Source organism: Streptomyces sp. NPDC004111 (genome assembly GCF_042874215.1).
In the GTDB taxonomy this organism is placed as follows: Bacteria; Actinomycetota; Actinomycetes; order Streptomycetales; family Streptomycetaceae; genus Streptomyces.
In genome coordinates this window covers 11,434-37,164 of record NZ_JBIAMU010000036.1, presented here as the reverse complement: position 1 = coordinate 37,164, position 25,731 = coordinate 11,434, and the positions used below count along the sequence as shown (strand labels likewise).

Here is a 25,731-nt window from a genome sequence, read left to right as displayed (position 1 = left end):
GTTCACGAGAGTAAAGGGAGGGTCCGACAACCCGTGCGGCAACGGGGGAATCCGCCCTGTCCCTGACCTCAGGCGTCGCCGTACGCCTCGCCGCCGAGCGCGAGGTCCGCGGTGCCGGCCGTCGCGTCCGCGAGCCATCCGCGGAAGGCCTCCACGTCGGCGTCCGGCAGTCCGATCTCGATCGTCACGGCCTCCGCGTACCGCACCTCGCGCACGGTGCGCCCGGTGGCCCGCAGATCGTTCTCCAGCTTGCCCGCCCGCTGGTGGTCGACGGTCACGGTGGCGAGCCGAAAGCGCCGGCGGGTGATCGTGCCCAGAGCGTCCAGGGCCTCGCCGACGACTCCGCCGTACGCCCTGATCAGACCGCCCGCGCCCAGTTTGACCCCGCCGTAGTAGCGGGTGACGACGGCGACGACGTAGCGCACCTCGCGCCGCATCAGCATCTGGAGCATCGGCACCCCGGCCGTGCCGCCGGGTTCGCCGTCGTCGCTCGCCTTCTGGATCCCGGCGTCCGCGCCGACGACGTAGGCGTAGCAGTTGTGCGAGGCGGCCGGGTGTTCCTTGCGGACGCGCGCGACGAAGTCCTGCGCCTCCTGCTCGGTCGCGGCGGGTGCGAGGGCGCAGAGGAAGCGCGAGCGGTTGATCTCGGCCTCGTGCACGCCCGCCTGGGCGACGGTCCGGTACTCCTCCTGCATTTTGCCCACCCTATGCGGAACCGGGAATCCCCCGCCCCACCGGTACGTTCTCCCGGCACAGGCATCCGCAGCAGGCCCACGGGAGGCACCGCATGTACGGCGATCGGGACACGGTCCGCAGGATTCTCCGCGAGAGCGGCGACACCTGGGCGGTGGTCGGCCTCTCCTCGAACGAGTCCCGTGCGGCGTACGGCGTCGCCGCCGTCCTCCAGCGCTTCGGGAAGCGGATCGTCCCCGTCCACCCGAAGGCCGAGGAGGTGCACGGCGAGAAGGGGTACGCGTCGCTCGCCGACATCCCCTTCGAGGTGGACGTGGTGGACGTCTTCGTCAACAGCGAGCTGGCCGGAGCGGTCGCCGACGAGGCGGTCGCCGCGGGCGCGAAGGCTGTCTGGTTCCAGCTCGGTGTGGTCGACGAGGCGGCGTACGAGCGGACCCGGGCGGCGGGCCTGGAGATGGTGATGAACCGCTGCCCGGCGATCGAGATCCCGCGGCTGGACTGAGCGGGCGGGCGCCGCGGCTACCGCACCGAGGGGCACATCCGTCCGTTGGCGGCGGCGCGGGCCTCGAAGCCGGGGGGCAGCCAGCCGTGCGAGAGCAGCCGGGGGTGGGCGGGGAAGGCGGCGTGCGCCGCGAGCACGAAGATCAGTGACGCCCAGAGGCTGTGCAGCCGGACCGTCGTGTAGCCCTTGCCGTTGATGTCGTGGAAGGCGCACTCGAAGGTGTCGGGGGCCGCCAGGTCCATCGTGGCCAGGCCCGTCCAGCCGAGGTCGAGCCAGGTCTGCGGGTGCGAGAAGATCGCCCGCCGGTCGGTCACGGTGACCTCGCCCTGGCCCTCCATCACCCAGCGCGGCTGGGCGGCGGCCTGTGCCTGGTTTCTTCGGGAGGCGTTGCTCATGGCGTTGACGGCCAGGGCGCCGACCACGAACCCGGTCGAGCCCATCGCCATGGTGCTGGTCTGGGTGTACGAGCCGTCGCCGAGGGGGCGGTAGGTGGAGCGGGCGGCCGGGCCCGCGGCCAGCGAGAGCTCGCCGGGGGCGAGGCGGGCGGTGGTGGGCAGCGGCGGCCGGTGGGCGAGGCGGCCCTGCGTCAGGTCGTGGACGACGCCGCAGGTGTAGAGCAGGTGGTCGTCCAGGGGCCCCCAGGGCGGCCCGGCAGGGGCCGGCAGGTGGCCGGGGACCTGTGCGGGCAGGTGGTTGCCCGGCTGTACCGGATGGGTGTGGTCGTTCACGGCTCCCCCGTTCGACACGTTCGTTCAGTGCTGGTCGCGCGGCGGCCGTGTGCGGCCCTGTGCCGCGGGCGGTCCCGGCCGGCCGTCGGTGCGGCGTTCCCGGTCGTCCGTCCGTGCTGCCCGTGCGACGACCGTCATCGTAGGGCTCATCGGACCGGTGCGATGGCCACCGCCATCGTCATCTCCACGGGTTCCGCACCGTCGTTGCGGTAGGAGTGCGCGACATCGGCCTCGAAGGAGGCGGAGGTACCGGCCGGGACCGGGTACGAGGTGCCGTCCACGACGAGGGTCAGTTCACCGGCGGTGACGCGCAGGAGTTCGGTGCTGCCGGTGGGGTGCGGGTCGGAGGTGCTGGCGTCGCCGGGCATCAGGAGCCAGGTCCACAGTTCCAGCGGGCCGCGCCGGTCGGTGCCGACGAGGAGCGTGGCGTGGCTGCCCGCCCCGGTGGACCACATCCGGACGGCCTGCTCCCGGGTCATCAGCCGGACCTGGGCGCTCTGTTCGTGGTCCAGGAGGGTGCTGATGCTGATGCCGAGGGCGTCGGCGAGCTTCACCGTGGTGCCGACGCTGGGGTTGGTGCGGGCCTGCTCGATCTGGATGATCATGCCCCGGCTGACCCCCGCGCGGGTGGCCAGCGCATCGAGCGTGAAGCCCCGCTCGCCCCGCCAGCGCTTGAGGTTGCGGGCGAGCGACTGCGTGAGCTGGTCGAGGTCCGACACGTTCCGTCCGTCCCAGAAGTGGCCAGGCGCCGTCCACTGTGCTGGACGGCCGGTTCACTTTACTGGAGTGGGCGGGTGCGGGCACCGTCCCGTGGCGGTCAGGACGCCTCCTGGTCCAACTCGGCCAGTGCGACGAGCTGTTCCGGGGTGATGTCCGCCGGTATCGGCACCGGGGCGGGCGTCCGCAGCGGCGGCTGCCAGCCGTTCTCCTCGTCCCAGCGGCGTACGACCCGGGCCGGTGCCCCCGCCACCACGGCGTGGTCGGGCACCTCGCCCCGTACGACCGCGCCCGCCGCGACGACGACGTTGCGGCCGATCCTGGCGCCCGGCAGGATCACGGCCCCGGTGCCGATCCAGCAGCCGGGGCCGATCTCCACCGGCTCGGTGCGCGGCCACTGCTTGCCGATGGGCATGTGGGGGTCGTCGTAACTGTGGTTCGTGGAGGTGACGTAGACGTTCGGCCCGAAGTAGCAGTCGTCGCCGATGGTGACGGTGGTGTCGGCGATGACGTGGCTGCCCCGGCCGAGGACGACGCCGTTGCCGAGGGTGAGGATCGGGTCGGGGCCGAGGTCGAGGTCGGGCATCATGCCCGCGGTGAGGGTGACGCTCTCGCCGACGATGCAGAACTCGCCGAGGTGGATCCACCGCTCGCCGAAGACGGTGCCCTGCGGGAACGCCAGCTTGGTGCCGTGCCCGATCGAGCCGAACCGCAGCCGTCCCGGGCGCTCGGCGCTCACCGCTCCGGCCTGCTGGATCAGCCGCCAGCCGCCCTGCACGGCCAGGGTCGTGGCGCGGCGGCGGGCCGCCGTCAGGTCGGCGAGGAGCGCGCGGGCGGAGCGGGCGGCGGACCCGGCGACGGAGCCGTTCGGTTTGCCCGCGCGGGTGAGTCCGGCGCGCCCGGCGATTCCGGCGGCGAATGAGAACGTGTTTCTGTTCTTCGGCACCCGCACACGGTAGTCGGCCGCGGCCGGGCCGTTCAGCGCCGGTTCCTGTGATCTTCGCCCCACCCGGCACGACGGACGGAGGGCCGTACGGCGCACTGGGACGATGCGCCGGACGGCCCTCCGCGCTTCCGGTGAAGCGATGAATCGGTGAAACGGTGAAGCGGTCGTGCGGTGACGCGGTGTCGCGGTGGATTCGCCACGGAATCCGGTGCGAGGTCTCAGAGCACGATGCCCAGGCCCGCGTTCAGGTCGACGTCGAGGTCGAGACCATGGTCGTGGTGCCACGGGTAGTCCGAGCAGTACCAGTGACCGTGGTGCATCCAGCAGCGGTCCGCCGCCGTGGAGGATGTGGCCGACTGTTCCACCGTGCTCGCCGAGGCTGTTCCGGCGAGGGGTGCGAGAGCGATGACGGCCAGGGCCGAAGCCGCCACCGCACGTCCGACTATGGAGCGCATACCTGTCTCCTGACACATGGAGGAATAGGACGCAACTAGGCATACCGTGCACGATCGGCGCTACCACGGGGCCGACCGGGTTACGTCCCTTCGGAGCCGTGCCGCCGCCGGACGCAGCAGCCCGGGTGGCGGAACCGGGCTACCTGTGCGTGCGGGCCCCGGTACGCCTCAGCCCTCGCCGCGGACCGCCTCCGCGTGCTGCGCCGCCAGGTCGCGGTACATGAGCGCGTTGACCTTGATGCCCTCGCGCTCCTCCTCGGTCAGCTCGCGCCGCACCTTCGCGGGGACACCCGCGACCAGCGAGCCCGGCGGGACCCGCATGCCCTGCGGGACCAGGGCCTGGGCGGCGACGAGGGAACCGGCGCCGATGACCGCGCCGTTGAGGACGGTGGCGCCCATGCCGACCAGGACGTCGTCCTCGACGGTGCAGCCGTGCAGGACGGCGTTGTGACCGACCGAGACCCGCTCGCCGACGGTGACCGGGAAGCCGGGGTCGACGTGCACCGTGCAGTTGTCCTGGATGTTGGAGTCGGCGCCCAGCACGATCGGACCGCAGTCGGCGCGGAGCACCGCGTGGTACCAGACGCTCGCACCCTCCGCCAGGGTGACCTCGCCGACGACCACCGAGGTGGGCGCGGCGAAGGCACCGGGGTCGAGCCGCGGGGAGTGGCCGCCGACGCCCATGATGAGGGGCTGACCCGCTGTTTCCGTCATGTCGTACTCCTTCGTGCGTGCTTCGGACCGTCTGCCGCGCCGCAGTCCTGCCGGGCACGGTAGACGACCCGCGCCGGACACGGCGGGGCGGGGGCGCGACGGGGGCGCGGGCGGCTCAGTCGGCGGCGACCGGGACGGGTGCGGGGGCCGCCTCGGCGGCGGCCTTCTCTGCGGCGGCCTTCTCTGCCTCGTGCTTGGCCGCGGCCTTCTTCGCCCGGTTCTTCAGCACCAGCATCGAGGTCAGTCCGATCAGTACCGCGGCGACCAGGCCCAGCCACGAGAAGCGCTTCAGCCACGCCTCGGCGACCACACCCACCGAGTAGATGACGGCCGTGGTGCCGCCCGCCCAGACGATGCCGCCCAGCACGTTGGCGATCAGGAACTTCCAGTACGGCATGCGCAGCACACCCGCGAGCGGCCCCGCGAAGATGCGCAGCAGGGCGACGAAGCGGCCGAAGAAGACGGCCCACATGCCCCACTTCTGGAAGGACCGCTCGGCCATCGCGATCTGCGCCTCGCCGCAGTGTCTGGGGAACTTGCCGCCCATCCACGCGAGGAGCGGCCGGCCGCCCTTGCGTCCGATCGCGTACCCGATCGAGTCTCCGATGATCGCGCCCGCCGTGGCGCACGCACCCAGGATGTACGGGTCGATCTCGCCGTGCTGCGAGGCCAGCAGGGCCGAACTGACGAGGACGATCTCACCGGGCAGCGGAATGCCGAGGCTCTCCACACCGATGACCACCCCCACCAGGATGTAGATGCTGACCGCAGGCACGGTCTCCAGCCATTCCTGGACGTGCAACGCCTGTTCCTCCGTCGTACATGGGTTTCGCTGTCGGGGATCTCGCACCGAGGAACTCCCGGACGGACCACCCGTGCCGCGCCGGACCGGCGCCCGCCGCGCAGCCTACCCCGCTGGTCACCGCACGACGGCGGCCGTCCGAGCGGTCGCACGCACGGTCGGAAACCACCCCGCGCGGCGGTGTTTCGGCGAAGAAGGACAACCGGGGAAGGACAACTGACGGACGCTCAAAGAGCGGGCACACAGGGAAGGGGTGCTGCCGCGCCTCGACCGAGACGGGGCAGCACCCCTTCATCCACTCTTCCGCGGTACGCCGGACCCTCTTCTGCGGTACGCCGGACCGCCCGCGGTCCCGCTTGCCTACTTGTTCGGGCGCAGCGTCCAGACGACCGTCATCTCTCCGGTCACCGCGCCGTCCTCGCGGGTGATGGCGATCTCGACGGGGAACTCCGGGCGCTCGCCCGCGTCGAGTTCGGCGACCACGTCGGCGATCGGGCGGCCCAGCGTCGCGGTCGCGGTGACCACGCCCATGGCGAGCTTCTTGTAGCCGATCTCGGCCTTGACCGCGAGCGGCACGGCGCGCGACAGCTGGTCGCCGAACGCGGCGATCACGATCGCGCCGCTCGCCGACTCGGCGAGGGTGAACATCGCGCCGGCGTGCGGACCGCCCACGTGGTTGTGGTAGTCGCTCCGGTCGGGCAGGCGGACGACCGCCCGCTCCGGGGTGGTCTCCAGGAACTCCAGGCCCAGCGTGCGGGCCATCGGGACGGTGGCGGCGAGCATGTCGCCGACGGACATCTGATCTGCGCTCATGGAACGTTATGTTACCCACGGGTAGGACTTCTTGGCCATCCCCTCCGTGCCTCGCCCCGCTCCCCGCCCCTCGCGCCCGCCCGGGGGCGGCGGTAGCCCTGTCGCCCCCTCCCCTCTATGGTTACTCGCCATGTGGCCAGGACAGCAGCCGCCCGGGGGCGAGCAGAACCCGCAGGACGCCAACCCGTACCAGCAGCCGGGGTACCCGAACACGCCACCGCCCGGCCAGCCGCCGGCCGGTGGCCAGCCGACGCCGCCGCCGGGCCCGCCGCCCGGCGGATACCAGCAGCCTCCGACGGTGCCCGGGTACGGCTACCCGGCCCCCGGGTCGGTGCCGACACCGCCGCCGCCCGGGACCAACCCGTACCAGAACCAGTTCAACGCCCCGACCCACCCCGGACCGATCGGTCCCGGTGGCCCCGGCGGGCCCGGCGGCCCGCAGAACGACAAGAAGAAGAACATCGTCACGGCGGCCGTCGCGGGCGTCGTGGTCATCGCCGCGCTCGTCGGCACCGGGGTGTTCCTCTTCAAGGACGACGGGGACGAGAAGCAGCCGGTGGCGGAGGGCAAGACCACGCAGAGCCCGGCCGCTCCCAAGCAGCCGTCGGCACCGCCGGCCACCGACCCGGCAACACCCCCGACCGGCGGCAGCAGCAGCAACCCGCGGGCCGGTATCGACGCCAAGCCGACCATCCCGGGCTGGAAGGTCGTCCTCAACCCGAAGCACGGCACGGTCTTCGACGTACCGCCGGAGTGGGTGGTCGGGACCACCGGCACCATCGTCGGCTTCGAGGACGAGAAGAACCCGACCGGCAAGCCGGTGGTCGCGATGTCCGCGCCCGCGTCCCTCAAGGACAACTGGTGCCAGGACGACGACGACCACGACGGCAAGATGGACACCACCGGCCTCTCGCGGGTCGGCACCAAGGGTGCCAACGGCGCCAAGAACACCGGCGAGGTCGCCGAGATCCAGGCGGGCAACTGGGTCTACGCCGGGTACGACCAGAAGCGCACCGGCAAGATCAACGTGGTGAAGCCCAAGCCGTTCACCACCACCTCCGGCCTCACCGGCCACATCTCCACCGCGACCGCGACCGGTGTGAAGAAGCCGTCCAAGTGCGACACCGACGGCAAGGCCACGGCCTTCGGCTTCAAGAACGCCAAGGGCGACTACGCGGCCTGGGTGCTCTACAGCGCCAAGGGTGTCAAGGACGAGGTGCCGGACGCCACGATCATGAAGATCCTCGGCACGCTCCGGCTGCCGAGCTGATCACCGCACCACGGCACGTTCGCGTGCCGATCACCGCACCACGGCAGGTCCGCGTGCCGATCACCGCATAACGGCACAGACAGCCGTTCGGTTTGGCATCCCGGGGCGGCGGAGGCGATAGTCCACCAGTGACTTCCCCCGCCGCCCCGCCGTCTTCCGCAGCGCGCCGCCGCCCGCCGTGGGCCGGCCGCAACTACACGCTGCTCACCGCGGCAGCCGTCGTCACCAACCTCGGCTCCCACGGCGCGCTCATCGCCGCGTCCTTCGCGGTCCTCGCCGCGGGCGGCACCGCGGGCGACGTCGGACTGGTCGCGGCGGCCAGGACCGTACCGCTGATCCTGTTCCTGCTGATCGGCGGAGCGGTGGCCGACCGGCTGCCGCGGCACCACGTCATGGTCGCCGCCAACGCCCTCAACTGCGTCTCCCAGGGCCTCTTCGCGCTCCTGGTGCTCACCGGTACGCCCCAGCTGTGGCAGATGATGCTGCTGGCCGGGCTCGGCGGTGTGGGGCAGGCGTTCTTCGGCCCGGCGGCCGAGGGCATGCTGCTGTCCACCGTCACCGGGGAGCAGGCGGGGCGCGCGTTCGCGGTGTTCCGGATGTCGATGAACGGTGCCGCGATCGGCGGGGCCGCCCTCGGCGGCGCGCTGATCGCCGCCGTCGGACCCGGCTGGGTGCTGGCCATCGACGCCGCCGCGTTCGCCGTGGCGGGGGCGCTGCGGGCGTTCCTGGACGTGAGTCACATCCCGGAGCGGGTCAAGAGCAGCGGGCTGGTCGCGGACCTGCGGGCGGGCTGGCACGAGTTCTCCTCGCGGCCCTGGCTGTGGGCGATCGTGGTGCAGTTCTCGGTGATCAACGCGGTGGTCGCGGCGGCCGAGGCGGTGTACGGGCCGCTGGTCGCCGAGGAGCATCTGGGCGGCGCGGCCCCGTGGGGGCTGGCCCTGGCCGGGTTCGGCGCGGGCACGGTGTGCGGTGCGGTGCTGATGATGCGCTGGAAGCCGCGCCGGCTGCTGCTCGCCGGGGCGCTCTGCGTCTTCCCGCTCGCGCTGCCGTCGGCGGGGCTGGCGATCCCGCTGCCCGCGTGGGCGCTGATCGTGGTCATGTTCGCCACCGGCATCTCGATCGAGGTGTTCGGCGTCGCCTGGATGACGGCGCTGCACCAGGAGATCCCGGAGGACAAGTTCTCCCGGGTGTCCGCCTACGACTGGCTCGGCTCGCTCGCCATGGTGCCGGTGGCGACCTCCCTGGCGGGCCCGGCCGAGACCGCCTTCGGCCGCTCCCAGTCGCTCTGGGGCTCCGCCGCGCTGATCGTGCTGCTGACGGCCGCCGTGCTGACCATCCCGGACGTGCGCAATCTCCGGCGGCGCACTCCGGAGCCGGTGGCGGCGGCGGAACCGGCCACCGCAGGGCCCGCTCCCGAGCCCACCCTCACCCCGGGCCCCGCTCCCGCACCGCCCGCCGCGCCCGCGCCGTCAGCCGACGCTGAAGGCCCCGTCGGGGGGAACGGGTGACGCCACCGCGTCCGCGTCGCGCACCGCGACCGCGCCCCTGACGAAGCGGACCAGTGCCGCCCCGTGCTCGACCCGTGCGGGAAAGGCGTCCGCCGCGGTACGGCGGGCGAGTGCGGCGGTGTCCAGGGGCTGCTGGGAGGCGACAAGCACCGCGTTCCCGAACCGCCGCCCGCGCAGCACCCCGGGCTCCGCGATCAGCGCCAGTTCCGCGAACTCGGCGCGGAAGGTGGCGAGCTGGGAGCGGAGGAAGTCGAAGGGCGCGCCGTCCGCGAGGTTGGCCGCGTAGGTTCCGCCGGGCCCCAGGACGCGGGCGGCCTCACGCGCGTAGCCGAGGCAGGTGAAGGCGGCCGGCACCCGTGAGCCGCCGAAGACGTCCGCGATCAGTACGTCGGCGGAGTCGTCCGGCGCCTGCTCCAGCCAGGCCCGTCCGTCGGCCCCGTGCACGGTGATCCCGGCGCCGCCGTCGGGCAGCGGCAGGTGTGCGGTGACCAGGTCGAGCAGGCCCCGGTCGGCCTCGACGACGTGCTGGCGCGAGCCGGGCCGGGTGGCCGCGACGTACCGCGGCAGCGAGAGGCCGCCGCCGCCGAGGTGGACGACGTCGAGGGGTTCGCCCGGGGCAGCGGCGCTGTCGACGACGTGGGCGAGCCTGCGCGCGTACTCGAACTCCAGGTACGTCGGCTCGTCCAGGTCCACGTACGACTGGGGTGCCCCGTCCACCGTGAGCAGCCAGGCGTGCGGGCGGTCCACGTCGGGCATCAGCCGGGCGGTGCCGCCGTCGACGTCCCGGACGACCGGTATCGGATCGTTCATCCGCACATTGTCCCCCGCGCGGCGCCCGCCGGACGCCCCTGGGACACGCGCCGGGCGGCGGGGTCGCCCCCGCCGCCCGGTTTCCGGGACGGGCCCGGATCAGCCGACGAGGGATCTGTCGGCCGCGCTCAGTCCGAGGACCTTGACGGCCTGGTAGTAGGTCCAGGCGGTGGCGTCGCAGGAGGTCTTCTTGGCGCCCGAGTACTGGCCGCAGACCCGCTTGAGGTCCGCGTAGAAGGCGTCGTCGAGCCGTGCCTTGTTGGCGCTGAAGGTGCCGGCCGCCTTGTAGTTGCGGTAGCCGAAGTCGTGCCGGGCACAGGAGGTCTGGAACGGGAAGCCGAACGGGTTGTCGGGCGAGGAGGAGCAGTAGTCGGTCGACCAGTCGAAGCCGTAGGCCGACCAGTTGCCCTGGTTGGCGCGCGCCGAGACCCAGGACTGGTAGCTGGACGCGCTGGTCTGCGTCCAGCTGCTCAGTACCTGGGGCTTGTCGGCGGGGGCCGCGGACGCCGGAGTGGCGAAGGCGAGCACCGCGGCGGCAGTGGCGAGCCCGGCGGCAAGAAGACGGCGCATGAAGGATCTCCAGTCTGCGGGCACCGGATCTTTACCGGTGCGGCGGGCAACAGACTGTGAGGTGTCCGCAACAGTGCAGAGCGGTTACCCGAAAGCATCACGCCACCTGCGGAGAACCTCCACGATCAAGGGCCGCGGCACCCGCACGGTTCACCTCGCCGCAAGCTGCGACGAGGTGAACCGTGACCCAACTGGCCTTGCTACGGGAGCAGTTCGGTGACCGTTCCGGCACCGACGGTGCGTCCGCCCTCACGGATCGCGAAGCCGAGACCCGGCTCCAGCGGGGTGTCGCGGCCGAGCTCGACGGTGAGTGTGACCGTGTCGCCCGGCCGGGCGACCCCGCCCGTCGCGGCGAGGTCGATGTCGCCGACGACGTCGCCGGTACGGAGGTAGAACTGCGGCCGGTAGCCGGACGCGACGGCCGTACCGCGCCCGCCCTCGCGCGCCGACAGGAAGTACACCTGGGCCCGGAAGCGGCGGCCCGGGGTGACGCTGCCCGGCGCCGCGACCACATGGCCCCGGCGCACCGCGTCGCGCGGCACGCCGCGCAGCAGCAGGGCGACGTTGTCCCCGGCCTCGGCGGACTCCATCGGCTTGCCGAAGGTCTCCAGGCCGGTGACGGTGGTCGGCTGCGGACCGCCGTCCGCGCCCAGCACCTCCACCCGGTCGCCGACGCGCACCGTGCCGCGCTCGATCGCCCCGGTGACGACGGTGCCGCGCCCGCTGATGGTGAGGACGTTCTCCACCGGCAGCAGGAACGGCGCGTCGACGTACCGCTCGGGCATCGGTACGTAGGTGTCGACGGCGTCCAGCAGCGCCTCCACGGAGGCCACCCAACGCGGGTCCCCCTCAAGGGCCTTGAGCCCGGAGACGCGGACCACGGGGGCCGCGTCGCCGCCGTAGCCGTGCGCGGAGAGCAGGTCGCGGACCTCCAGCTCGACGAGGTCGGTCAGCTCGTCGTCGCCCGCGTCGGCCTTGTTGAGGGCGACGACGATGTGGTCGACGCCGACCTGACGGGCCAGCAGGACGTGCTCGGCGGTCTGCGGCATGATGCCGTCGAGCGCCGAGACGACGAGGATCGCGCCGTCGAGCTGGGCGGCGCCGGTGACCATGTTCTTGACGTAGTCGGCGTGGCCGGGCATGTCGACATGGGCGTAGTGGCGGGTGTCGGTCTCGTACTCGACGTGCGCGATGTTGATGGTGATGCCGCGCGCGGCCTCCTCCGGCGCCCGGTCGATCCGGTCGAAGGGCACGTAGCCGGTACTGCCGCCGGAGCCGCGCTCGGAGAGGACCTTGGTGATGGCGGCGGTGAGGGTGGTCTTGCCGTGGTCGACGTGGCCCATGGTGCCGATGTTGAGGTGGGGCTTTATCCTGGTGAATGCCGTCTTGGGCATGACAGTTGTTCCCTGTTTCTACGAAGCTGAAGATCCACGAAGCGTGGAGGGACCCCGGGGCCCGGCCGACCCTCCCCTTCCGGGGTCCGTCGGACGCGATCCGAGGAGGGTCAGCTTCGGGCGCCGTCGAGGGGCGCGGCGACTGCGGCGGTGACGACTGCCGCGAGGGCGGCTGCGACCGCGGCGGCGGTGGATGCCGCCGTGGCGGCTGCGGTGGGAAGCTCCGCGACAGGTGCGGAGTCGAGTGCGGAACGGGCAGCCTTCGGCGCGTCCGCGACTGCGGACGGCGCTGCGAGGAAGGCGTACCGGAACATGGGGCTGATCCTGCCCTGCCGGACCTTCGGGGTCGAATGATTTTCCCGCCGCGCGGCCGGGCGGGCCGCCGGGCGTGACGTCGGGCCCGCACCCGACCCCGGGGCCCGGGGGTTCAGAGGTGCTTGAGTGCCTCGCGCGCCGAGAGGGGCGACAGTACGTCCCGGTGCCGCCCGACGAAGTCGGCCACCGCCGCCGGGTCGGTCTTCGCGTACTCGCGCAGGCACCAGCCGATCGCCTTGCGCACGAAGAAGTCCGGGTGTCCGGCCTGGCGCAGGCAGTAGCCGAAGAGGCGGGAGGTGTCGGTGGCCTCCTTGTGGCGGAGCTGGTGCAGCAGGGCCGTGCGTACCAGCCACCTGTCGTCGTCGCCGCTCCACTCGTCCATCACCGTGCGCAGCCCCGGGTCCGCGGCGACCAGCGGCCCGACGACATGGGCGGCGAGCAGGTCGACGGTGTCCCACCAGGAGTCGGTCACGATCAGCGACCGGGCGACGGGCAGGAATCCGGACGGCAGCCGTCCGGCGTGTGTGCGCAGATAGTCGACGGCGAAGTAGCGGTACTCGCGCTCCGGCAGCCGCCAGCAGCGCAGCGCGACGGCCGTACAGTCCCTCGCGTCGGGGCGCGGTGTGCCGTGCAGCACAGCGCGCGAGAGGGCCCGGCGCTCGGGGGTGCGGATGCCGAGGAAGGGCCCGATGTCCTTCATGTACGCCCTGGCCTCGGCCGCCCTGGCCGGATCGCCCGCTTCCGGGTAGGCGGCGGTGAGCCGCGCCAGCACGGTGTCGGCGAGCGCGCTGTCCGGAACGGTCCCGCCGAGAGGGGTCATGCGGTGCACATTACGGCGATCACACACCGATGTCGGCTACTCTCCCCGGATGTTCGACCCAGTCACCCGGACCACGGTCCGCACGGACACACCGCGCGGCGACCGGCGCCACGAAGGACCCCCGGGCAGCCGCGACGAGCACCGCGACGGCGGGCACCGCCCGCCCGAGCGCGCTGCCGCCCGCTGCGCCCGGCTGCTCCTGTCGCCCTGGTCGCGGCTCGCCCTGCTGCTGGTCGTGCTCGCCTCGGCGGCCACCGCCGTACTGCTCTACGAGCCGCAGAAGATGCTGGCCGACGGCTGGCCACCACACCTGGGCGGGGCGAGCGCCGCGGTGCTGTTCGGGGTGGCGTACGGGCTGTGCACGGTGGCCTTCGTGCCCCGGCCGATCCTCAATCTGGCGGCGGGCGCCCTCTTCGGCACCTGGCTGGGTCTCACCACGTCCATCGCCGGTACGGTCCTGGGCGCCGGGATCTCCTTCGCGCTGGGCCGGCTGCTCGGCCAGGACGCGCTGCGGCCGATGCTCAGGGGGCGGGTGCTGCTCGCCGCCGACGGGGTGCTCAGCCGGCACGGCTTCCGGTCGATGCTGGCGATCCGGCTGTTCCCCGGGGTGCCGTTCGCCGCGGCCAACTACTGCGCCGCGGTCTCGCGGATGCGGTACGTGTCGTTCCTGGTGGCGACCGGCCTCGGCTCGATCCCGAACACGCTCGCCTATGTGATCGCGGGCAGCGAGGCCTCCTCGCCGATGTCGCCGCCGTTCCTGATCGCTATGGGCTTCATCGTGGTGTCGAGCGTGGGCGGAGTGGTGGTGGCGTGGCGCAAGCGCCACACGATCGGCAGGCCGCGGCAGTGCGAGCGCACCGCGGAGAGCTCCGCCGGGGCGGAGCGGGCCGTCGCGGCGAAGGCCCCGGCGCTGTCCCTCTCGAAGAACTGAACCGGCGCCGCCCCCGGAGCGCGCGTCCGACGAACGGCGGCCGGACGCCCGGCGGGCGGCAGGTGAACGGCCGGCACCGACACGGAGCCACACCGGTCGCCCGTTGATCACCGCCCGGCCATCTTCCGCGGGTACGCTGCGCACCACCCACCCCACCCTCCGCACGGTGCACGGCTGCCGCAGGTTGCGCCCGGCCGCACCCCTCCCCCAGGGACGGCGCCACCCTCCATGAGCTGGTTCGAATCCATCATCCTCGGGCTGGTCCAGGGCCTGACCGAGTTCCTGCCGATCTCCTCCAGTGCCCATCTGCGGCTGACCGCGGCCTTCGCGGGCTGGCACGACCCCGGTGCGGCGTTCACCGCGATCACCCAGATCGGCACCGAGGCGGCCGTGCTCATCTACTTCCGCAAGGACATCGGGAACATCCTGTCCGCCTGGTTCCGCTCGCTGCACGACAAGTCGATGCGCTCCGACCACGACGCGCAGATGGGCTGGCTGGTGATCGTCGGCTCGATCCCGATCGGCGTGCTGGGCATCACGCTCAAGGACCAGATCGAGGGCCCGTTCCGCGACCTGCGGCTGATCGCCACCACCCTCATCGTGATGGGCGTCGTGCTGGGCGTCGCCGACCGGCTGGCCGCGCGCGCCGAGTCCGACTCCGGCCGCCACACCGCGGGCAACCACCGCAAGACCCTCAAGGAACTGGGCGTCAAGGACGGCCTGATCTACGGCTTCTGCCAGGCGCTCGCCCTGATCCCCGGCGTCTCCCGCTCCGGCGCGACCATCAGCGGCGGCCTCCTGATGGGCTACACCCGCGAGTCGGCGGCCCGCTACTCCTTCCTGCTGGCCATCCCCGCGGTGCTGGCCTCCGGGCTGTACGAGCTGAAGGACGTCAACGAGGGACACGTCTCGTGGGGGCCGACGATCCTCGCGACGCTGATCGCCTTCGGGGTGGGCTACGCGGTGATCGCCTGGTTCATGCGCTACATCTCCTCGCGCAGCTTCCTGCCCTTCGTCTACTACCGGATCGCGCTCGGCATCGCCCTGTTCGTACTGGTCGGCACGGACGTGCTCAGCCCGCACGCGGGCGAGTCGGCGGGCTGAGCCGCCCGCGGGCGCTCCGCACCGGACGCACTCGTGCCCCACGGGCCCTTGGCGTCACGCCCCGGCTGCCCGAGACTGGCGCGATGACCCAGCGTGTGGAGCTCGCGACCGTAATGGACCGGCTGGCCATAGACGCGGTGATCACCGGATACGCGGTGGCCGTCGACGACGCCGACTGGTCGGCGTACAAGGCCCTGTTCACCCCGGACGGGCGGGCCGACTACCGCTCGGCCGGCGGCATCGAGGGGCCCGCGGCGGAGGTGGCCGGGTGGCTGGAGGAGATGCTGCGGATGTTCCCGGTGCGCCAGCACCTGATCGTGAACCGCCGGCTGCGGCTGGAGGAGCTGGGCGGCTACACCGGGGACAGCGCCGAGGTGCAGGCGGACTACCTCAACCCGATGCGGCTGGAGCGCGGCGCCGTCGCCGGACCCGGTGACGACGGGGCGGCGCCGAACTTCGTGACCGGTGGCCGCTACACCTTCGGCCTGCGCCGTGCGGAGGGCTCCGACTGGCAGGTGCACCGGGTCGCCGTCCACGAGAAGTGGCGCCGCACCGACCTCGGACGGGGCACGGGCACCGGCTGACGCCCACTGTCCCCTCCCGCCCGCCTCCTCCACACTGGGGGCAACACTCCGGTGGTGAGGAGGCGCGGATGCCGAAGCACTGGGGAGCCGGCGGAGCGGACGGCTCACCGTGGCACCGGCGGTTCGCCACGCGGCGGCAGGACCGGCAGAGCCCCTCCCGGCGGCAGGACCGGCCGGCCCCCTCCCGGTGGCGCGACCGGGCGGCCTCCCCCTGGTGGCGCGGTGCGGCCGGGGTCCTCGCCGGGGCGCTGCCCGCGCTCGCCTTCCCGGCTCCCGGCCTGTGGTGGTTCGCGTACGTGGCCCTGGTGCCCTGGATACTGCTGGCCCGGTCCGCGCCGACCGGCCGGCGGGCCGCGCTGGACGGCTGGCTCGGCGGGATCGGGTTCGTGGTGGCCGTCCACCACTGGCTGATGCCGAGCCTGCATGTGTTCATCGTGGTGCTGGTCGCGCTGGTGGGTCTGCTGTGGCTGCCGTGGGGGTGGCTGGTGCGGCTCCTGCTCGGCGGCCGGCCGACCGTGCCGAGGGCCCTGGCCGCCGTCGTGGTGCTGCCCTCGGGCTGGCTGATGGTGGAGCTGGCCCGCTCGTGGGAGGGGCTCGGCGGCCCCTGGGGGCTGCTCGGCTCCTCGCAGTGGGACGTCCCCGCCGCCCTGCGGCTCGCCTCGGTGGGCGGGGTGTGGCTGGTGACGCTGCTGGTCGTCGCCGTGAACACCTCTCTGGTGGTCCTGCTGACCCAGCGCCACGCCCGTACCGCCGCCCTCGCGGCGCTCGTCGTCTGTGCCGTGCCCGCCGGGGCCGCCTGGCTGTGGGCGCCGCGGCCCGCGCCCGAGCACACCGCGCGCGTCGCCGTCGTACAGCCCGGGGTGTTCGACGGCGTCGGGTCCACCGAGCAGCGGCTCGACCGCGAGGAGCAGCTGACCCGCACGCTGGCCGGGCAGCGCGTCGACCTGGTGGTGTGGGGCGAGAGCAGTGTGGGCACGGACCTGCCGGCCCGCCCGGACGTGGCCCGGCGGATCGCCGCGCTGTCCCGGCTGGTCGGCGCGGACATCCTGGTCAATGTGGATGCCCGGCGCTCCGACCGCCCCGGCATCTTCAAGTCCTCGGTGCTGGTGGGCCCGCGGGGGCCGACCGGGGCGCGCTACGACAAGATGCGGCTGGTCCCGTTCGGCGAGTACGTCCCGGCGCGCGCCCTGCTCGGCTGGGCGACCTCCGTCGGCAAGGCGGCGGGCGAGGACCGGATGCGCGGCACCCGCACGGTGGTGATGCCGCTGCCGAACGGGCTGCGGCTGGGCCCGCTGGTCTGCTTCGAGTCCGCGTTCCCCGACATGAGCCGGCACCTGGTGCGCGACGGGGCGCAGCTGCTGATCGCGCAGTCCGCGACCTCGACGTTCCAGGAGAGCTGGGCGCCCGCGCAGCACGCCTCGCTCGCCGCGCTGCGGGCCGCCGAGAACGGCCGCCCCATGGTGCACGCCACCCTCACCGGGGTGAGCACCGTGTACGGGCCGGACGGCCGGCGCGTCGGCGCGCCGCTGGGCACCGAGCGCAGCGCCGCCGCCGTCTACGACGTACCGCTGTCACCGGGCACCACCCCGTACACGCGGTACGGAGACTGGGCGGTCCACTCGGCGATGGCCGTCCTCGCGCTGCTGCTCGCCGCCGAGGGCGTGCGGAACCTCAGGAAGCCTGCTCCCGGGCCGCCCGTACCACCCGCTCGCACAGCTCGTGTGTCGCCAGCGCGTCCCGTGCGCTGAGCACCTTGCCCGCCCGTACGGCGTCCAGGAAGCCGGTGACTGCCTGCTCGATGCCGCGCTGGCGGGCCACCGGCACCCAGTCGCCGCGGCGGCGGACGCTCGGCTGGCCCTTGTGGTCGACGACCTCGGCGAGGTTGAGGACCTGCCGCTTGGTGTCCTGGCCGGACACTTCGAGGATCTCCTCGGTGGAGCCGCTCATCCGGTTCATGGTGCCGATCGCGGTGAAGCCGTCGCCGGAGAGCTGGAGGACCACGTGGTGCAGCAGTCCGTCGACGGTGCGGGAGCGGACGTCGACGTGGTCGATCTCGCCGGGGGCCAGGAAGCGCAGGGTGTCCACGACGTGGATGAAGTCGTCCAGGACGAAGGTGCGGGCGTCCTCCGGCAGGCCGACCCGGTTCTTCTGCATGAGGATCAGCTCGCGCGGGTGCTCGGCGCACTGGGCGTAGCCGGGGGCGAGCCGGCGGTTGAAGCCGACGGCGAGGCCGACGCCGCGCTCCTCGGCGAGCTCCACCAGCCGCTCGGAGTCGGCGAGTTCGTAGGCGAGCGGCTTGTCGACGTAGGTGGGGACGTCCGCCTCCAGGAGGCGGGTGACGATCTCCGGGTGGGCGACGGTCGAGGCGTGCACGAACGCGGCGTCCAGCCCCTGCGAGAGCAGCCCGTCGAGGTCGGTGTGGGCCCGCTCGGCCGGGATGCGGTGCGCCGCGGCCACCCGCTCCAGGGTGGCGGGGGTACGGGTCTGGAGGTGCAGCTCCGTCTCCGCGAGGGTGGCGAAGACCGGCAGGTACGCCTTCTGCGCGATGTCTCCGAGCCCGATGACGCCGACCTTCACGGGGTCCTGCTTTCTCTCGCCGTACGGCCGTTGTCCCTGGTGGACGGCCCACAGGGCAGCATACGTGCGGGGCGGCGGGTGCCGGTCGGCGCTCCCGCGGAACCCGGACGGCGCCGCCGTGGCGGGTGCGCGCGGCGCCGCCGGGGCCGTAAGCGTGCGGGGCGGCATCACTCGTGCGGGCCAATATCGGCCTCCTGGCTTCCCCCATCGGGTCCACTGTCAGCAAAGTTGCGCGGGTGCACAGAACACGAACCGTGACGAGAACCGCAGCGACCCTCCTGGTGGGGGTGGCCGTGACGGCAGTCTCCGGCTGCATGGCCGCAGAGCCGGAGGGCGCTCCCGCCACCGGGCGGCACTCCTCCCCGGCGCCCCAGTCGTCGCCCCGGTCCGCGCCGGAGGCGGACGCCCGGCCGTCGGCCCCGCGCTCCCCCGGTGCCGCGCTGCCCCGGCCGGCCGGGCAGGGCGGGCAGCCGGAGATCCTCGTCGAGGCGCCCGTCCACGAGGTGCTGGAGGCGGCCATGCTGCCGTCCGAGCGGGCGCCCGAGCCCCGGCGGGCCGCGGCGAAGGAGCGGGGCGGCCAGGGCGAGGAAGGGGCGCGGGAGAAGGAGGAGCGGGGCGGCGAGGCCCGCCGCGGCGCTCCCGCGCAGCAGCACCGGGCGCAGCCGCCCGCCCGTCGTACCGAACCGGAACCGGCCGAGCACCGGCACCGTCCCGCGCACCGGAGGACGGAGCCGCCGCAGACCCCGCCGAGGATCCCGGTCAGCGCCGCAGACGTCTGCGCACTCGGCACCGGCTACGGCGGCTGGCGCCCGAACAGCCCGGAGGCCCGCATCTGCCGGGAGACCTACGGGCGGTGAAACCGGGCGGCTGCACGTCGCCGCCGCCTCCGCTTCCCTCCACCGCGGGCGGCTCCCCCGTGCCGCCCGCCCTCACTCCCCCGCCAGCTGTTCCTCCAACCGCCCGATCGCCTCGCGCACCCCGTGCCCGAAGCTGTCGTCGGCCAGTGCCTCGCACGCGGCCCGCGCCCGGCCCAGATGGCTGCGGGCCGCCTCCGGGCGGCCCAGCTTCGCGTAGTCGGCCGCGAGGCCCAGGTGCAGCGACGGGTAGAGCGCGCGCAGTTCGTCCGTACCGTCGGCCGCCGCCAACGCCCTCAGGTCCCACAGGAGTTCGTCGCGAGCGGCGTCCTGCGCGTCCGCCATGTAGTGCGCCAGCAGGCACCGGTGCCGGGCCTCCCCCTGGGCGCCGATCTCCTCCCAGAGCGCGCCGAACCTGCTGCGCGCCTCCTGCCGGTCTCCGGCGTGGAGCAGCATCGCCGTCTGCCCGATCCGGGTCATCACGGCGTCCTGGGACGCCTCCTGCTGCTCCACCGCTCCGCCTCCACCGCGCTGCGCACCCGTACGCCGCCCGGCGCCCGCCGTCCCCGGCGGTGCGTACGGCGTACCCGACACCACGGAAAGCTAGCCGCAGGCGGCCCGAATCGCGCTCAGGCTCAGCCCAGGTTCGGGATGGTCCAGTCGATCGGCTCGTGGCCCTGCTCGGCGACGGCCGCGTTGATCTGGGTGAAGGGCTGGGAACCGAACCACTTCTTCGCGGACAGCGGCGAGGGGTGCGCGCCCTTCACCACGGCGTGCTTCTCGGTGTCGATCAGCGGCAGCTTCTTCTGGGCGTAGTTCCCCCACAGGACGAAGACCGCGGGGTCGGGGCGCTCGGCCACCGCGCGGATCACCGCGTCGGTGAACTTCTCCCAGCCCTTGCCCTTGTGCGAGTTGGCCTCGCCGCCGCGCACCGTGAGCACCGCGTTGAGCAGCAGCACGCCCTGCTCGGCCCACGGCATCAGATAGCCGTTGTCCGGGATGGGGGTGCCCAGCTCCGCGTTCAGCTCCTTGTAGATGTTGCGCAGGGACGGCGGGGTCTTCACCCCGGGCCGCACCGAGAAGCACAGCCCGTGCCCCTGGCCCTCGCCGTGGTACGGGTCCTGGCCGAGGACCAGGACCTTCACCCGGTCGTAGGGGGTGGCTGCCAGGGCGGCGAAGACGTCCTCGCGCGGCGGGTGGACCGGCCCCTTCGCCCTCTCGTCCTCGACGAACTCCACGAGCTCCTTGAAGTAGGGCTTGTGCAGTTCCTCGCCGAGGACCCCGCGCCAGGACTCGGGCAGCATCTGGGTGTCGGTCACGTCAACAACCTCCGGTAAACGATCCGTTCTCTGGTTCAAGAACCTACCGGCCACCACTGACAACGCCGCCGGTCCCCCGGGAATGCCCTAGTTCCAGCTGGTCTTGCGGTAGAGCTCCCAGACCTGCATCACCGTCTGCGGGTCCAGGGCGCGCTCCGTGCCGCCGAGCTCCTCGGAGGCGGCGACGTACAGCTTGCCCTGCCACAGCGGCAGCAGCCGCACGTCCTGCATCAGCAGTTCCTGGGTGCGCACGAAGTAGCGCACCGAGCGGTCCCGCTGGACCTCGCGGCGCGATTTCGGCAGCAGCCGGTCGGTGATCTCGGCGTTGAGGTACGGCGTGGAGATGGCGTTCTGCGCCCCGACGAAGGGCGATACGAAGCTGTCCGGGTCCGGGTAGTCCGGTGCCCAGCCGCGGCCGAAGACCGGGAACTCGCCCTTCTGCACGGACTTCTGGAAGGTGGCCCAGGGCCGGCCCTTGACGGTGACCGAGAACAGCCCGGACTCGTCCAGCTGGCGCTTCAGCTCGGCGAACTCCAGGGCGGTGGCCGATCCGTAGCGGTCGGTGGGGTACCAGAGCGTCAGCGCCACGGGCCGGGTGATGCCCGCGGCGCGCAGGATGCGCCGGGCCTCCTGGGGGTTGGGGTCGCCGTAGGTGTCGAAGAAGTTGGTGGTGTGTCCCGCGATGCCGCTCGGCACCATCGAGTACAGGGGTTCGGCGGTGCCCTTGTAGACCTTCTCGACGAGCGCGGGGCGGTCCACGAGCTGTGCGACGGCCCGCCGCACGGCCGGTTTGGCGACCTGCGGGTCCTTCGCGTTGAAGACCAGGAAGTGGACCTCCGAGCCGGTCGACTCGGCCACCTTGACCGCGCCGGAGGTCTGCTGGAGGCCGACCACCTGCTCCGCCGTCAGCCCGCGGAAGGTGGCGTCGATCCGGTCCTCCTTGAGCTCCTTGACCATCTTCGCGGAGTCGTCGAAGTAGCGGATGGTGACGGCCTTGTTCTGCCGTTCGGCGAAGCCCTTGTACGTCTCGTTGCTGACCAGGTCGGCCCCGGAGTCGGCTCCCTCGGGGCGGTAGGCCTGGAGGGTGTAGGGCCCGGAGCCGGTCAGCGCGTTGCCGGTGCGGAGGTGGCCGGCCGGGTAGTCGGCCGGGCTGACCAGCGACATGCCGGGCGTCGCGAGGACGAACGGGAAGGTGGCGTCGGGCTTGTTGAGGCGGAAGACGACCTTGGCCGACCCCTGCGTCTCGACCTTCTGGAGGCTGGAGAGCAGTCCCCGGGGACCGCCGGGGTCGTTGATCCGGACGATCCGGTCGATCGAGTGCTTGACCGCCGCGGCGTCCAGCGGGGCGCCGTCGGAGAAGGTGAGCCCCGGCTTGAGGTCGCACGTGTACACACGGTGCGAGGGGTCGGAGAACGCGCACGACTTGGCGGCGTCCGGGGTGGGGGCGGAGCTTCCGGTCGGGTAGCTCAGCAGCGTCTGGAAGACGTTGCGGTACAGCTCCCAGGAGCCGTCCCAGGCTCCGGCGGGGTCCAGTGCGCTCGGCTTGCTCGTCGTGCCGACGGTGATCTTCTGCTCGCTCTCGGCACTGTCCTCGTTCAGTACCCCGCAACCAACCAGCAGGGATATGGACGTGAGGGCTGCGGCCACCCGCAGTCTCCTGGCCCGGTACAACACGCGCACACTCCTCGGTCAGCCATGGGTCGGCAGACCATACCGCAACGGCCCGCCGGGGCAAGGGGGGTGCCCGGCGGGCCGTTCGCTATGTCGGAATGGTCAATTCCGTCAGCCGACACCGGCGTTGAGGAAAATGCCCCCGTCAACCACAAGTGTCTGTCCGGTGACCCAGTCGGACTGGGCGGAGGTGAGGAACGCGGCGGCGCCGCCGATGTCGGCGGGCACGCCGAGCCGGCCCAGCGGGTACGCGGCGGCGGCCTCCGCCTCCCGGCCCTCGTACAGCGCCTGGGCGAACTTGGTCTTCACGACGGCGGGGGCGATCGCGTTGACCCGTACCACCGGCGCGAACTCGTGGGCCAGCTGGAGCGTGAGGTTGACCATGGCGGCCTTGCTCATGCCGTACGCGCCGATGAACGGCGAGGCCGAGACCCCGGCCACCGAGGCGATGTTCACGATCGCGCCGCCGTTGGCGCTCTGCCAGGCCTTCCAGGTCTGCTGGGCAAAGCCGAGCGCCGAGATGACGTTGGTCTCGAAGACCTTGCGGGCGACGTTCAGGTCCATCTCGGCCATGGGGCCGAACACCGGGTTGGTGCCGGCGTTGTTGACCAGGAAGTCGACCCGGCCGAAGGCCTCCATGGTGCGCTCGACCGCGACGGCCTGATGGGCCTCGTCGTGCGCCTTGCCCGCGACGCCGATCGCCCGGTCCGCACCGAGCGTCTCGACCGCCTCCTTGAGGGCGTCCTCGTTGCGCCCGGTGATGCACACCCGGTCGCCGCGGGCGACGAACGCCTCGGCGATCCCGTAGCCGATGCCCCGGCTGGCTCCGGTGATCAGCGCGACCCTGCCGCTTTCCTGCACTTCTTCCGCCATGTGTGAAGTCCCTTACTGGGTTGCGTCCGTGGGCTTGCGGGGGTCAGTTGAGCGGTCCGCCGGCGACGTACATGACCTGGCCGGAGACGAAGCCCGCCGCGTCGCCGGTGAAGAAGGCGATGGCGTTGGCGATGTCCTCGGGGTGGCCCACCCGCTGGACCGGGATCTGGGTGGCGGCGGCCGCCTGGAAGTCCTCGAAGCCCATGCCGACGCGGGCGGCGGTCTGCGCGGTCATCTCGGTGACGACGAAGCCGGGGGCCACCGCGTTGGCGGTGACGCCGAACTTGCCGAGCTCCTTGGCGAGGGTCTTGGTGAAGCCCTGGAGGCCGGCCTTGGCGGTGGCGTAGTTGGCCTGGCCGCGGTTGCCGAGCGCCGAGCTGGACGACAGGTTGACGATGCGGCCGAACTTGGCCTCCACCATGTGGCTCTGGCAGGCGCGGGACATCAGGAACGCCCCCTTGAGGTGGACGCCCATCACGGTGTCCCAGTCCAGCTCGCTCATCTTGAACAGCAGGTTGTCGCGCAGCACGCCCGCGTTGTTCACCAGGATCGTCGGGGCGCCCAGCTCGGCGGCGACGCGCGCGACGGCGGCGGCGACCTGCTCCTCGTCGGACACGTCGCAGCCGACGGCGAGCGCCCGGCCGCCCGCGGCGGTGATCTTCTCGACGGTGTCCTTGCAGGCCGCCTCGTCGAGGTCGAGCACGGCGACGGCACGGCCCTCGGCCGCCAGCCTGACGGCGGTGGCGGCGCCGATGCCGCGTGCCGCCCCGGTCACGATCGCTACGCGCTGCTCGGTGGTGGACATCCTGGGTTCTCCTCGCGATTGGGGACCGCTCGACCGCTGAGCAACCGCTTAGTAGGCCCAGCAGACGAGACGCTAGAAGCCCCGGCACCCGGTGTCAACGGCCGCCCCGGTCCCCGTCGAAGATCACACCTCGCCCGCCCGTGCGAAGGGCCGCCCTCAGCGCACCAGCACCTCGAACAGCCGCGCCAGCTCCGCCTCCGGGTCGGCCGTCAGCCCGGTGTGCACGGGCCCCGGCTGTACGACGGCGGAGCGCGGCGCGCTCAGCCAGCGGAACCGCCGCCCGGGGTCGTCGCCCGCCGCCTGACCGGCCGGGTCCCCGCCGAGGCACACCCCTTCCACCGCCGCCAGCGCGGCCCGCACGCCGGTGACGTCCGCCCGCGGGTCCAGTACGAGGAGCTTGCGCTCGTCGAGGTGGGTGAGGGCGGCGGCGTACGACCTGGCCCGGCAGTAGACCATCACTCCCGCGTTGAACATCTCGCCGCGCTCGACGCGGGGCACCACCCGCACCAGGGCGTACTCGAAGACGTGCCGCTGGACGGCCCCGCTCTGCTGCTCGCTCACTTGCCGCCGCCGTCCTGCCGCACCCGCTGCACCTGTGCGCGGTGGGCCTGCTCGTCCTGCTCCCGCTGCTGCTGCCGCTGCTGCTCCCTGGTGGGGTGCGGCCACGGCTTGAGGTGCTCGGTGAGCCAGCCGGGCGCCTGCGAGGGGCGCGCCTTGGCCGGTGCGCCGAGGGTGATCCGCTCGTGGATGCCCGGGGCGCGCGACAGCAGTGCCCGCACGTAGGCGCGGCGCAGCTCGTCGGGGCCGTCGAAGCCGGGCTCGTCGGCCAGCCACACGTCGGGCACCTGGGCGGCGACCTCGGTGAGCAGTTCCTCGGTGACCAGCGGGGCCAGCTCGCGCGCGGCGCTCGCGATGTCGGGCCCGAAGCGGGCCAGCGCGTGGTCGGAGGCGTTGTACGGCTTGGCCGCGGCCGACTGCGCGGTGGGCCAGTTGTGCTGCCAGATCATGGTGGCGCCGTGGTCGATGAGCCACAGGTCGCCGTGCCAGACCATCATGTTCGGGTTGCGCCAGGACCGGTCGACGTTGTTGATGAGCGCGTCGAACCAGACGACGCGGCCGGCCTCGGCGGGGTCCACCTCGTAGGCGAGCGGGTCGAAGCCGATCGACCCCGGCAGGAAGTCCATCCCGAGGTTGAGGCCGCCGCTGGCCCGCAGCAGTTCCTGCACCTCCTGGTCCGGCTCGCCGAGCCCGATCACGGGGTCGAGCTCCATCGCGACCAGCCGCGGCACCCGCAGACCGAGCCTGCGGCCGAGCTCGCCGCAGACGACCTCGGCGACCAGGGTCTTGCGGCCCTGTCCGGCGCCGGTGAACTTCATGACGTACGTACCGAGATCGTCGGCCTCGACGAGTCCCGGGAGCGAGCCGCCCTCACGCAGGGGCGTGACGTAGCGGGTCGCTGTGACTTCGGTCAGCATTTCGCCAGGCTATACGGCATTGGCGCGCCGTGATCCGGGTGCTCCGGGCGGCCCCGGCGGCCGGTCCCCGGCGGTTGCGGAACCGGTGCGGAACCCGGCCGGGAACGAGCCCGGGTACGCCGCGCGTCCAGCCCGCGCCGCCCCTCGCCGCACCCGGAGCGCGGCCCCGACCGGGCCAGCTGGACGGGTCCCGCTCGCGCATCGGGCGGGGAACACGTCATGCCGCGGGGAGGCCGCCCGCGGGTGCCGCCACCCCGCGGGCGGCCGGTGCCGCGCGCCCCGCAGCAGGTCAGCGGCCGGACCCGGCCGCCCGGCACGGAGCCGGGCCGTCCGTAGGGACTGCCGGAGCGGCGGGGTCCGGGGCCGGCGGGGCGTGACACGGGACGGTCATGGGTGCAGGCTGACTCACCGTCACGAGGATCAGCGCTCCGGAGCGGTCCCGCGAGGAGCCGTGCGCCCGCCGCCCGGCAACCGGAACCGG

General features: G+C 72.9%; 29 protein-coding genes. 8 read left to right on the top strand and 21 right to left on the bottom strand.

Going from position 1 to position 25,731, the window contains the following annotated elements; genetic code table 11:
- Window positions 1-68 precede the first annotated feature (68 nt).
- On the bottom strand, window positions 69-695 hold the full coding sequence (locus tag ACFYVL_RS42470) for a YigZ family protein (RefSeq protein WP_389255120.1): 627 nt from the start codon (window positions 693-695) through the stop codon (window positions 69-71).
- Between the two features lie 92 nt (window positions 696-787).
- Here ACFYVL_RS42470 and ACFYVL_RS42465 point away from each other — a divergent pair, with 92 nt between their 5' ends.
- Window positions 788-1,195, top strand: coding sequence for a CoA-binding protein (locus ACFYVL_RS42465; protein WP_389255118.1), 408 nt, complete (start codon window positions 788-790; stop codon window positions 1,193-1,195).
- A 17-nt stretch (window positions 1,196-1,212) separates the two neighbouring features.
- Here the strand turns inward: ACFYVL_RS42465 and ACFYVL_RS42460 are convergent, their stop codons facing one another.
- The 7 genes from ACFYVL_RS42460 to ACFYVL_RS42430 all read right to left on the bottom strand — a co-directional run bounded on the left by ACFYVL_RS42460 (window position 1,213) and on the right by ACFYVL_RS42430 (window position 6,355).
- Window positions 1,213-1,923: a hypothetical protein gene (locus tag ACFYVL_RS42460; protein ID WP_389255116.1), complete on the bottom strand. Its 711-nt coding sequence runs from the start codon at window positions 1,921-1,923 to the stop codon at window positions 1,213-1,215.
- Between the two features lie 146 nt (window positions 1,924-2,069).
- Entirely contained in the window at window positions 2,070-2,642 is a 573-nt protein-coding gene (locus tag ACFYVL_RS42455; RefSeq protein WP_389255114.1) for a helix-turn-helix domain-containing protein, read from the bottom strand.
- A gap of 98 nt (window positions 2,643-2,740) precedes the next feature.
- Window positions 2,741-3,592 carry an acyltransferase gene (locus ACFYVL_RS42450; RefSeq protein ID WP_389255177.1) on the bottom strand — a complete coding sequence of 284 codons (852 nt, stop codon included), beginning with the start codon at window positions 3,590-3,592 and terminating at the stop codon, window positions 2,741-2,743.
- 212 nt (window positions 3,593-3,804) lie between these two features.
- Window positions 3,805-4,041 (bottom strand): hypothetical protein, encoded by a 237-nt coding sequence (locus tag ACFYVL_RS42445; protein ID WP_389255112.1) that lies wholly within the window; start codon window positions 4,039-4,041, stop codon window positions 3,805-3,807.
- 168 nt (window positions 4,042-4,209) lie between these two features.
- Window positions 4,210-4,755, bottom strand: a complete 546-nt coding sequence (locus tag ACFYVL_RS42440; RefSeq protein ID WP_389255110.1) for a gamma carbonic anhydrase family protein — start codon at window positions 4,753-4,755, stop codon at window positions 4,210-4,212.
- A 115-nt stretch (window positions 4,756-4,870) separates the two neighbouring features.
- Window positions 4,871-5,557: a DedA family protein gene (locus ACFYVL_RS42435; protein WP_389255108.1), complete on the bottom strand. Its 687-nt coding sequence runs from the start codon at window positions 5,555-5,557 to the stop codon at window positions 4,871-4,873.
- 360 nt (window positions 5,558-5,917) lie between these two features.
- Complete coding sequence (locus ACFYVL_RS42430) at window positions 5,918-6,355, bottom strand: DUF4442 domain-containing protein (RefSeq protein WP_389255174.1); 438 nt, start codon at window positions 6,353-6,355, stop codon at window positions 5,918-5,920.
- A gap of 145 nt (window positions 6,356-6,500) precedes the next feature.
- On the opposite strand from ACFYVL_RS42430, the gene ACFYVL_RS42425 reads away from it, so the two are divergent.
- Together ACFYVL_RS42425 and ACFYVL_RS42420 are read left to right on the top strand one after the other, a co-directional pair.
- On the top strand, window positions 6,501-7,640 hold the full coding sequence (locus ACFYVL_RS42425) for a hypothetical protein (protein WP_389255106.1): 1,140 nt from the start codon (window positions 6,501-6,503) through the stop codon (window positions 7,638-7,640).
- A gap of 128 nt (window positions 7,641-7,768) precedes the next feature.
- Window positions 7,769-9,148, top strand: a complete 1,380-nt coding sequence (locus tag ACFYVL_RS42420; protein WP_389255104.1) for an MFS transporter — start codon at window positions 7,769-7,771, stop codon at window positions 9,146-9,148.
- Here ACFYVL_RS42420 and ACFYVL_RS42415 read toward each other — a convergent pair.
- The 5 genes from ACFYVL_RS42415 to ACFYVL_RS42395 form a co-directional block, all read right to left on the bottom strand.
- A complete protein-coding gene (locus tag ACFYVL_RS42415; protein ID WP_389255101.1) occupies window positions 9,110-9,958 on the bottom strand; it encodes a spermidine synthase in 849 nt (282 codons plus the stop codon). The two genes, ACFYVL_RS42420 and ACFYVL_RS42415, sit on opposite strands and share 39 nt — an antisense overlap.
- Window positions 9,959-10,057: 99 nt before the next feature.
- Window positions 10,058-10,528, bottom strand: a complete 471-nt coding sequence (locus ACFYVL_RS42410; RefSeq protein WP_389255099.1) for a phospholipase — start codon at window positions 10,526-10,528, stop codon at window positions 10,058-10,060.
- Window positions 10,529-10,728: 200 nt separating this feature from the next.
- Window positions 10,729-11,922: an elongation factor Tu gene (tuf, locus tag ACFYVL_RS42405; RefSeq protein WP_389255097.1), complete on the bottom strand. Its 1,194-nt coding sequence runs from the start codon at window positions 11,920-11,922 to the stop codon at window positions 10,729-10,731.
- Window positions 11,923-12,032: 110 nt separating this feature from the next.
- Window positions 12,033-12,236 carry a hypothetical protein gene (locus tag ACFYVL_RS42400; protein WP_389255095.1) on the bottom strand — a complete coding sequence of 68 codons (204 nt, stop codon included), beginning with the start codon at window positions 12,234-12,236 and terminating at the stop codon, window positions 12,033-12,035.
- A gap of 113 nt (window positions 12,237-12,349) precedes the next feature.
- A complete protein-coding gene (locus ACFYVL_RS42395) occupies window positions 12,350-13,057 on the bottom strand; it encodes a DNA alkylation repair protein (RefSeq protein WP_389255093.1) in 708 nt (235 codons plus the stop codon).
- 49 nt (window positions 13,058-13,106) lie between these two features.
- On the opposite strand from ACFYVL_RS42395, the gene ACFYVL_RS42390 reads away from it, so the two are divergent.
- From ACFYVL_RS42390 to lnt, 4 genes are all read left to right on the top strand, one after another.
- A complete protein-coding gene (locus tag ACFYVL_RS42390; RefSeq protein WP_389255091.1) occupies window positions 13,107-13,988 on the top strand; it encodes a TVP38/TMEM64 family protein in 882 nt (293 codons plus the stop codon).
- A 228-nt stretch (window positions 13,989-14,216) separates the two neighbouring features.
- Window positions 14,217-15,092, top strand: a complete 876-nt coding sequence (locus ACFYVL_RS42385; RefSeq protein WP_389255089.1) for an undecaprenyl-diphosphate phosphatase — start codon at window positions 14,217-14,219, stop codon at window positions 15,090-15,092.
- Between the two features lie 83 nt (window positions 15,093-15,175).
- Window positions 15,176-15,676, top strand: a complete 501-nt coding sequence (locus ACFYVL_RS42380; protein ID WP_389255087.1) for a nuclear transport factor 2 family protein — start codon at window positions 15,176-15,178, stop codon at window positions 15,674-15,676.
- Between the two features lie 68 nt (window positions 15,677-15,744).
- Window positions 15,745-17,424 carry an apolipoprotein N-acyltransferase gene (lnt, locus tag ACFYVL_RS42375; protein WP_389255085.1) on the top strand — a complete coding sequence of 560 codons (1,680 nt, stop codon included), beginning with the start codon at window positions 15,745-15,747 and terminating at the stop codon, window positions 17,422-17,424.
- Here the strand turns inward: lnt and ACFYVL_RS42370 are convergent.
- On the bottom strand, window positions 17,348-18,253 hold the full coding sequence (locus tag ACFYVL_RS42370) for a Gfo/Idh/MocA family protein (RefSeq protein WP_389255084.1): 906 nt from the start codon (window positions 18,251-18,253) through the stop codon (window positions 17,348-17,350). The two genes, lnt and ACFYVL_RS42370, sit on opposite strands and share 77 nt — an antisense overlap.
- A 254-nt stretch (window positions 18,254-18,507) precedes the next feature.
- Here ACFYVL_RS42370 and ACFYVL_RS42365 point away from each other — a divergent pair, with 254 nt between their 5' ends.
- Complete coding sequence (locus ACFYVL_RS42365) at window positions 18,508-19,110, top strand: hypothetical protein (RefSeq protein WP_389255083.1); 603 nt, start codon at window positions 18,508-18,510, stop codon at window positions 19,108-19,110.
- A 72-nt stretch (window positions 19,111-19,182) separates the two neighbouring features.
- Here the strand turns inward: ACFYVL_RS42365 and ACFYVL_RS42360 are convergent, their stop codons facing one another.
- The 7 genes from ACFYVL_RS42360 to ACFYVL_RS42330 all read right to left on the bottom strand — a co-directional run bounded on the left by ACFYVL_RS42360 (window position 19,183) and on the right by ACFYVL_RS42330 (window position 25,250).
- A complete protein-coding gene (locus ACFYVL_RS42360; RefSeq protein ID WP_389255172.1) occupies window positions 19,183-19,587 on the bottom strand; it encodes a hypothetical protein in 405 nt (134 codons plus the stop codon).
- A gap of 155 nt (window positions 19,588-19,742) precedes the next feature.
- Window positions 19,743-20,426 (bottom strand): uracil-DNA glycosylase, encoded by a 684-nt coding sequence (locus tag ACFYVL_RS42355; RefSeq protein WP_389255081.1) that lies wholly within the window; start codon window positions 20,424-20,426, stop codon window positions 19,743-19,745.
- An 87-nt stretch (window positions 20,427-20,513) separates the two neighbouring features.
- Window positions 20,514-22,097: an ABC transporter substrate-binding protein gene (locus tag ACFYVL_RS42350; RefSeq protein WP_389255170.1), complete on the bottom strand. Its 1,584-nt coding sequence runs from the start codon at window positions 22,095-22,097 to the stop codon at window positions 20,514-20,516.
- Between the two features lie 111 nt (window positions 22,098-22,208).
- Window positions 22,209-22,970 carry an SDR family oxidoreductase gene (locus ACFYVL_RS42345; RefSeq protein WP_389255079.1) on the bottom strand — a complete coding sequence of 254 codons (762 nt, stop codon included), beginning with the start codon at window positions 22,968-22,970 and terminating at the stop codon, window positions 22,209-22,211.
- Between the two features lie 43 nt (window positions 22,971-23,013).
- A complete protein-coding gene (gene fabG, locus ACFYVL_RS42340; protein WP_389255077.1) occupies window positions 23,014-23,775 on the bottom strand; it encodes a 3-oxoacyl-ACP reductase FabG in 762 nt (253 codons plus the stop codon).
- 156 nt (window positions 23,776-23,931) lie between these two features.
- Window positions 23,932-24,336, bottom strand: coding sequence for a DUF3037 domain-containing protein (locus ACFYVL_RS42335; RefSeq protein WP_389255075.1), 405 nt, complete (start codon window positions 24,334-24,336; stop codon window positions 23,932-23,934).
- Window positions 24,333-25,250 (bottom strand): HipA family kinase, encoded by a 918-nt coding sequence (locus ACFYVL_RS42330; RefSeq protein ID WP_389255073.1) that lies wholly within the window; start codon window positions 25,248-25,250, stop codon window positions 24,333-24,335. The genes ACFYVL_RS42335 and ACFYVL_RS42330 overlap by 4 nt, the downstream gene beginning before the upstream one ends.
- Window positions 25,251-25,731 lie beyond the last annotated feature (481 nt).

Coding starts and splice junctions, on each gene's coding strand:
- ACFYVL_RS42465 (WP_389255118.1), top strand. CDS start 788: ATGTACGGCGATCGGGACACGGTCCGCAGGATTCTCCGCGAGAGCGGC.
- ACFYVL_RS42410 (WP_389255099.1), bottom strand. CDS start 10,528: ATGCGCCGTCTTCTTGCCGCCGGGCTCGCCACTGCCGCCGCGGTGCTC.
- tuf (WP_389255097.1), bottom strand. CDS start 11,922: ATGCCCAAGACGGCATTCACCAGGATAAAGCCCCACCTCAACATCGGC.
- ACFYVL_RS42385 (WP_389255089.1), top strand. CDS start 14,217: ATGAGCTGGTTCGAATCCATCATCCTCGGGCTGGTCCAGGGCCTGACC.
- ACFYVL_RS42330 (WP_389255073.1), bottom strand. CDS start 25,250: ATGCTGACCGAAGTCACAGCGACCCGCTACGTCACGCCCCTGCGTGAG.
- ACFYVL_RS42430 (WP_389255174.1), bottom strand. CDS start 6,355: ATGTCCGTCGGCGACATGCTCGCCGCCACCGTCCCGATGGCCCGCACG.
- ACFYVL_RS42470 (WP_389255120.1), bottom strand. CDS start 695: ATGCAGGAGGAGTACCGGACCGTCGCCCAGGCGGGCGTGCACGAGGCC.
- ACFYVL_RS42425 (WP_389255106.1), top strand. CDS start 6,501: ATGTGGCCAGGACAGCAGCCGCCCGGGGGCGAGCAGAACCCGCAGGAC.
- ACFYVL_RS42415 (WP_389255101.1), bottom strand. CDS start 9,958: ATGAACGATCCGATACCGGTCGTCCGGGACGTCGACGGCGGCACCGCC.
- ACFYVL_RS42360 (WP_389255172.1), bottom strand. CDS start 19,587: ATGACCCGGATCGGGCAGACGGCGATGCTGCTCCACGCCGGAGACCGG.
- ACFYVL_RS42345 (WP_389255079.1), bottom strand. CDS start 22,970: ATGGCGGAAGAAGTGCAGGAAAGCGGCAGGGTCGCGCTGATCACCGGA.
- ACFYVL_RS42380 (WP_389255087.1), top strand. CDS start 15,176: ATGACCCAGCGTGTGGAGCTCGCGACCGTAATGGACCGGCTGGCCATA.
- lnt (WP_389255085.1), top strand. CDS start 15,745: ATGCCGAAGCACTGGGGAGCCGGCGGAGCGGACGGCTCACCGTGGCAC.
- ACFYVL_RS42395 (WP_389255093.1), bottom strand. CDS start 13,057: ATGACCCCTCTCGGCGGGACCGTTCCGGACAGCGCGCTCGCCGACACC.
- ACFYVL_RS42400 (WP_389255095.1), bottom strand. CDS start 12,236: ATGTTCCGGTACGCCTTCCTCGCAGCGCCGTCCGCAGTCGCGGACGCG.
- fabG (WP_389255077.1), bottom strand. CDS start 23,775: ATGTCCACCACCGAGCAGCGCGTAGCGATCGTGACCGGGGCGGCACGC.
- ACFYVL_RS42445 (WP_389255112.1), bottom strand. CDS start 4,041: ATGCGCTCCATAGTCGGACGTGCGGTGGCGGCTTCGGCCCTGGCCGTC.
- ACFYVL_RS42440 (WP_389255110.1), bottom strand. CDS start 4,755: ATGACGGAAACAGCGGGTCAGCCCCTCATCATGGGCGTCGGCGGCCAC.
- ACFYVL_RS42390 (WP_389255091.1), top strand. CDS start 13,107: ATGTTCGACCCAGTCACCCGGACCACGGTCCGCACGGACACACCGCGC.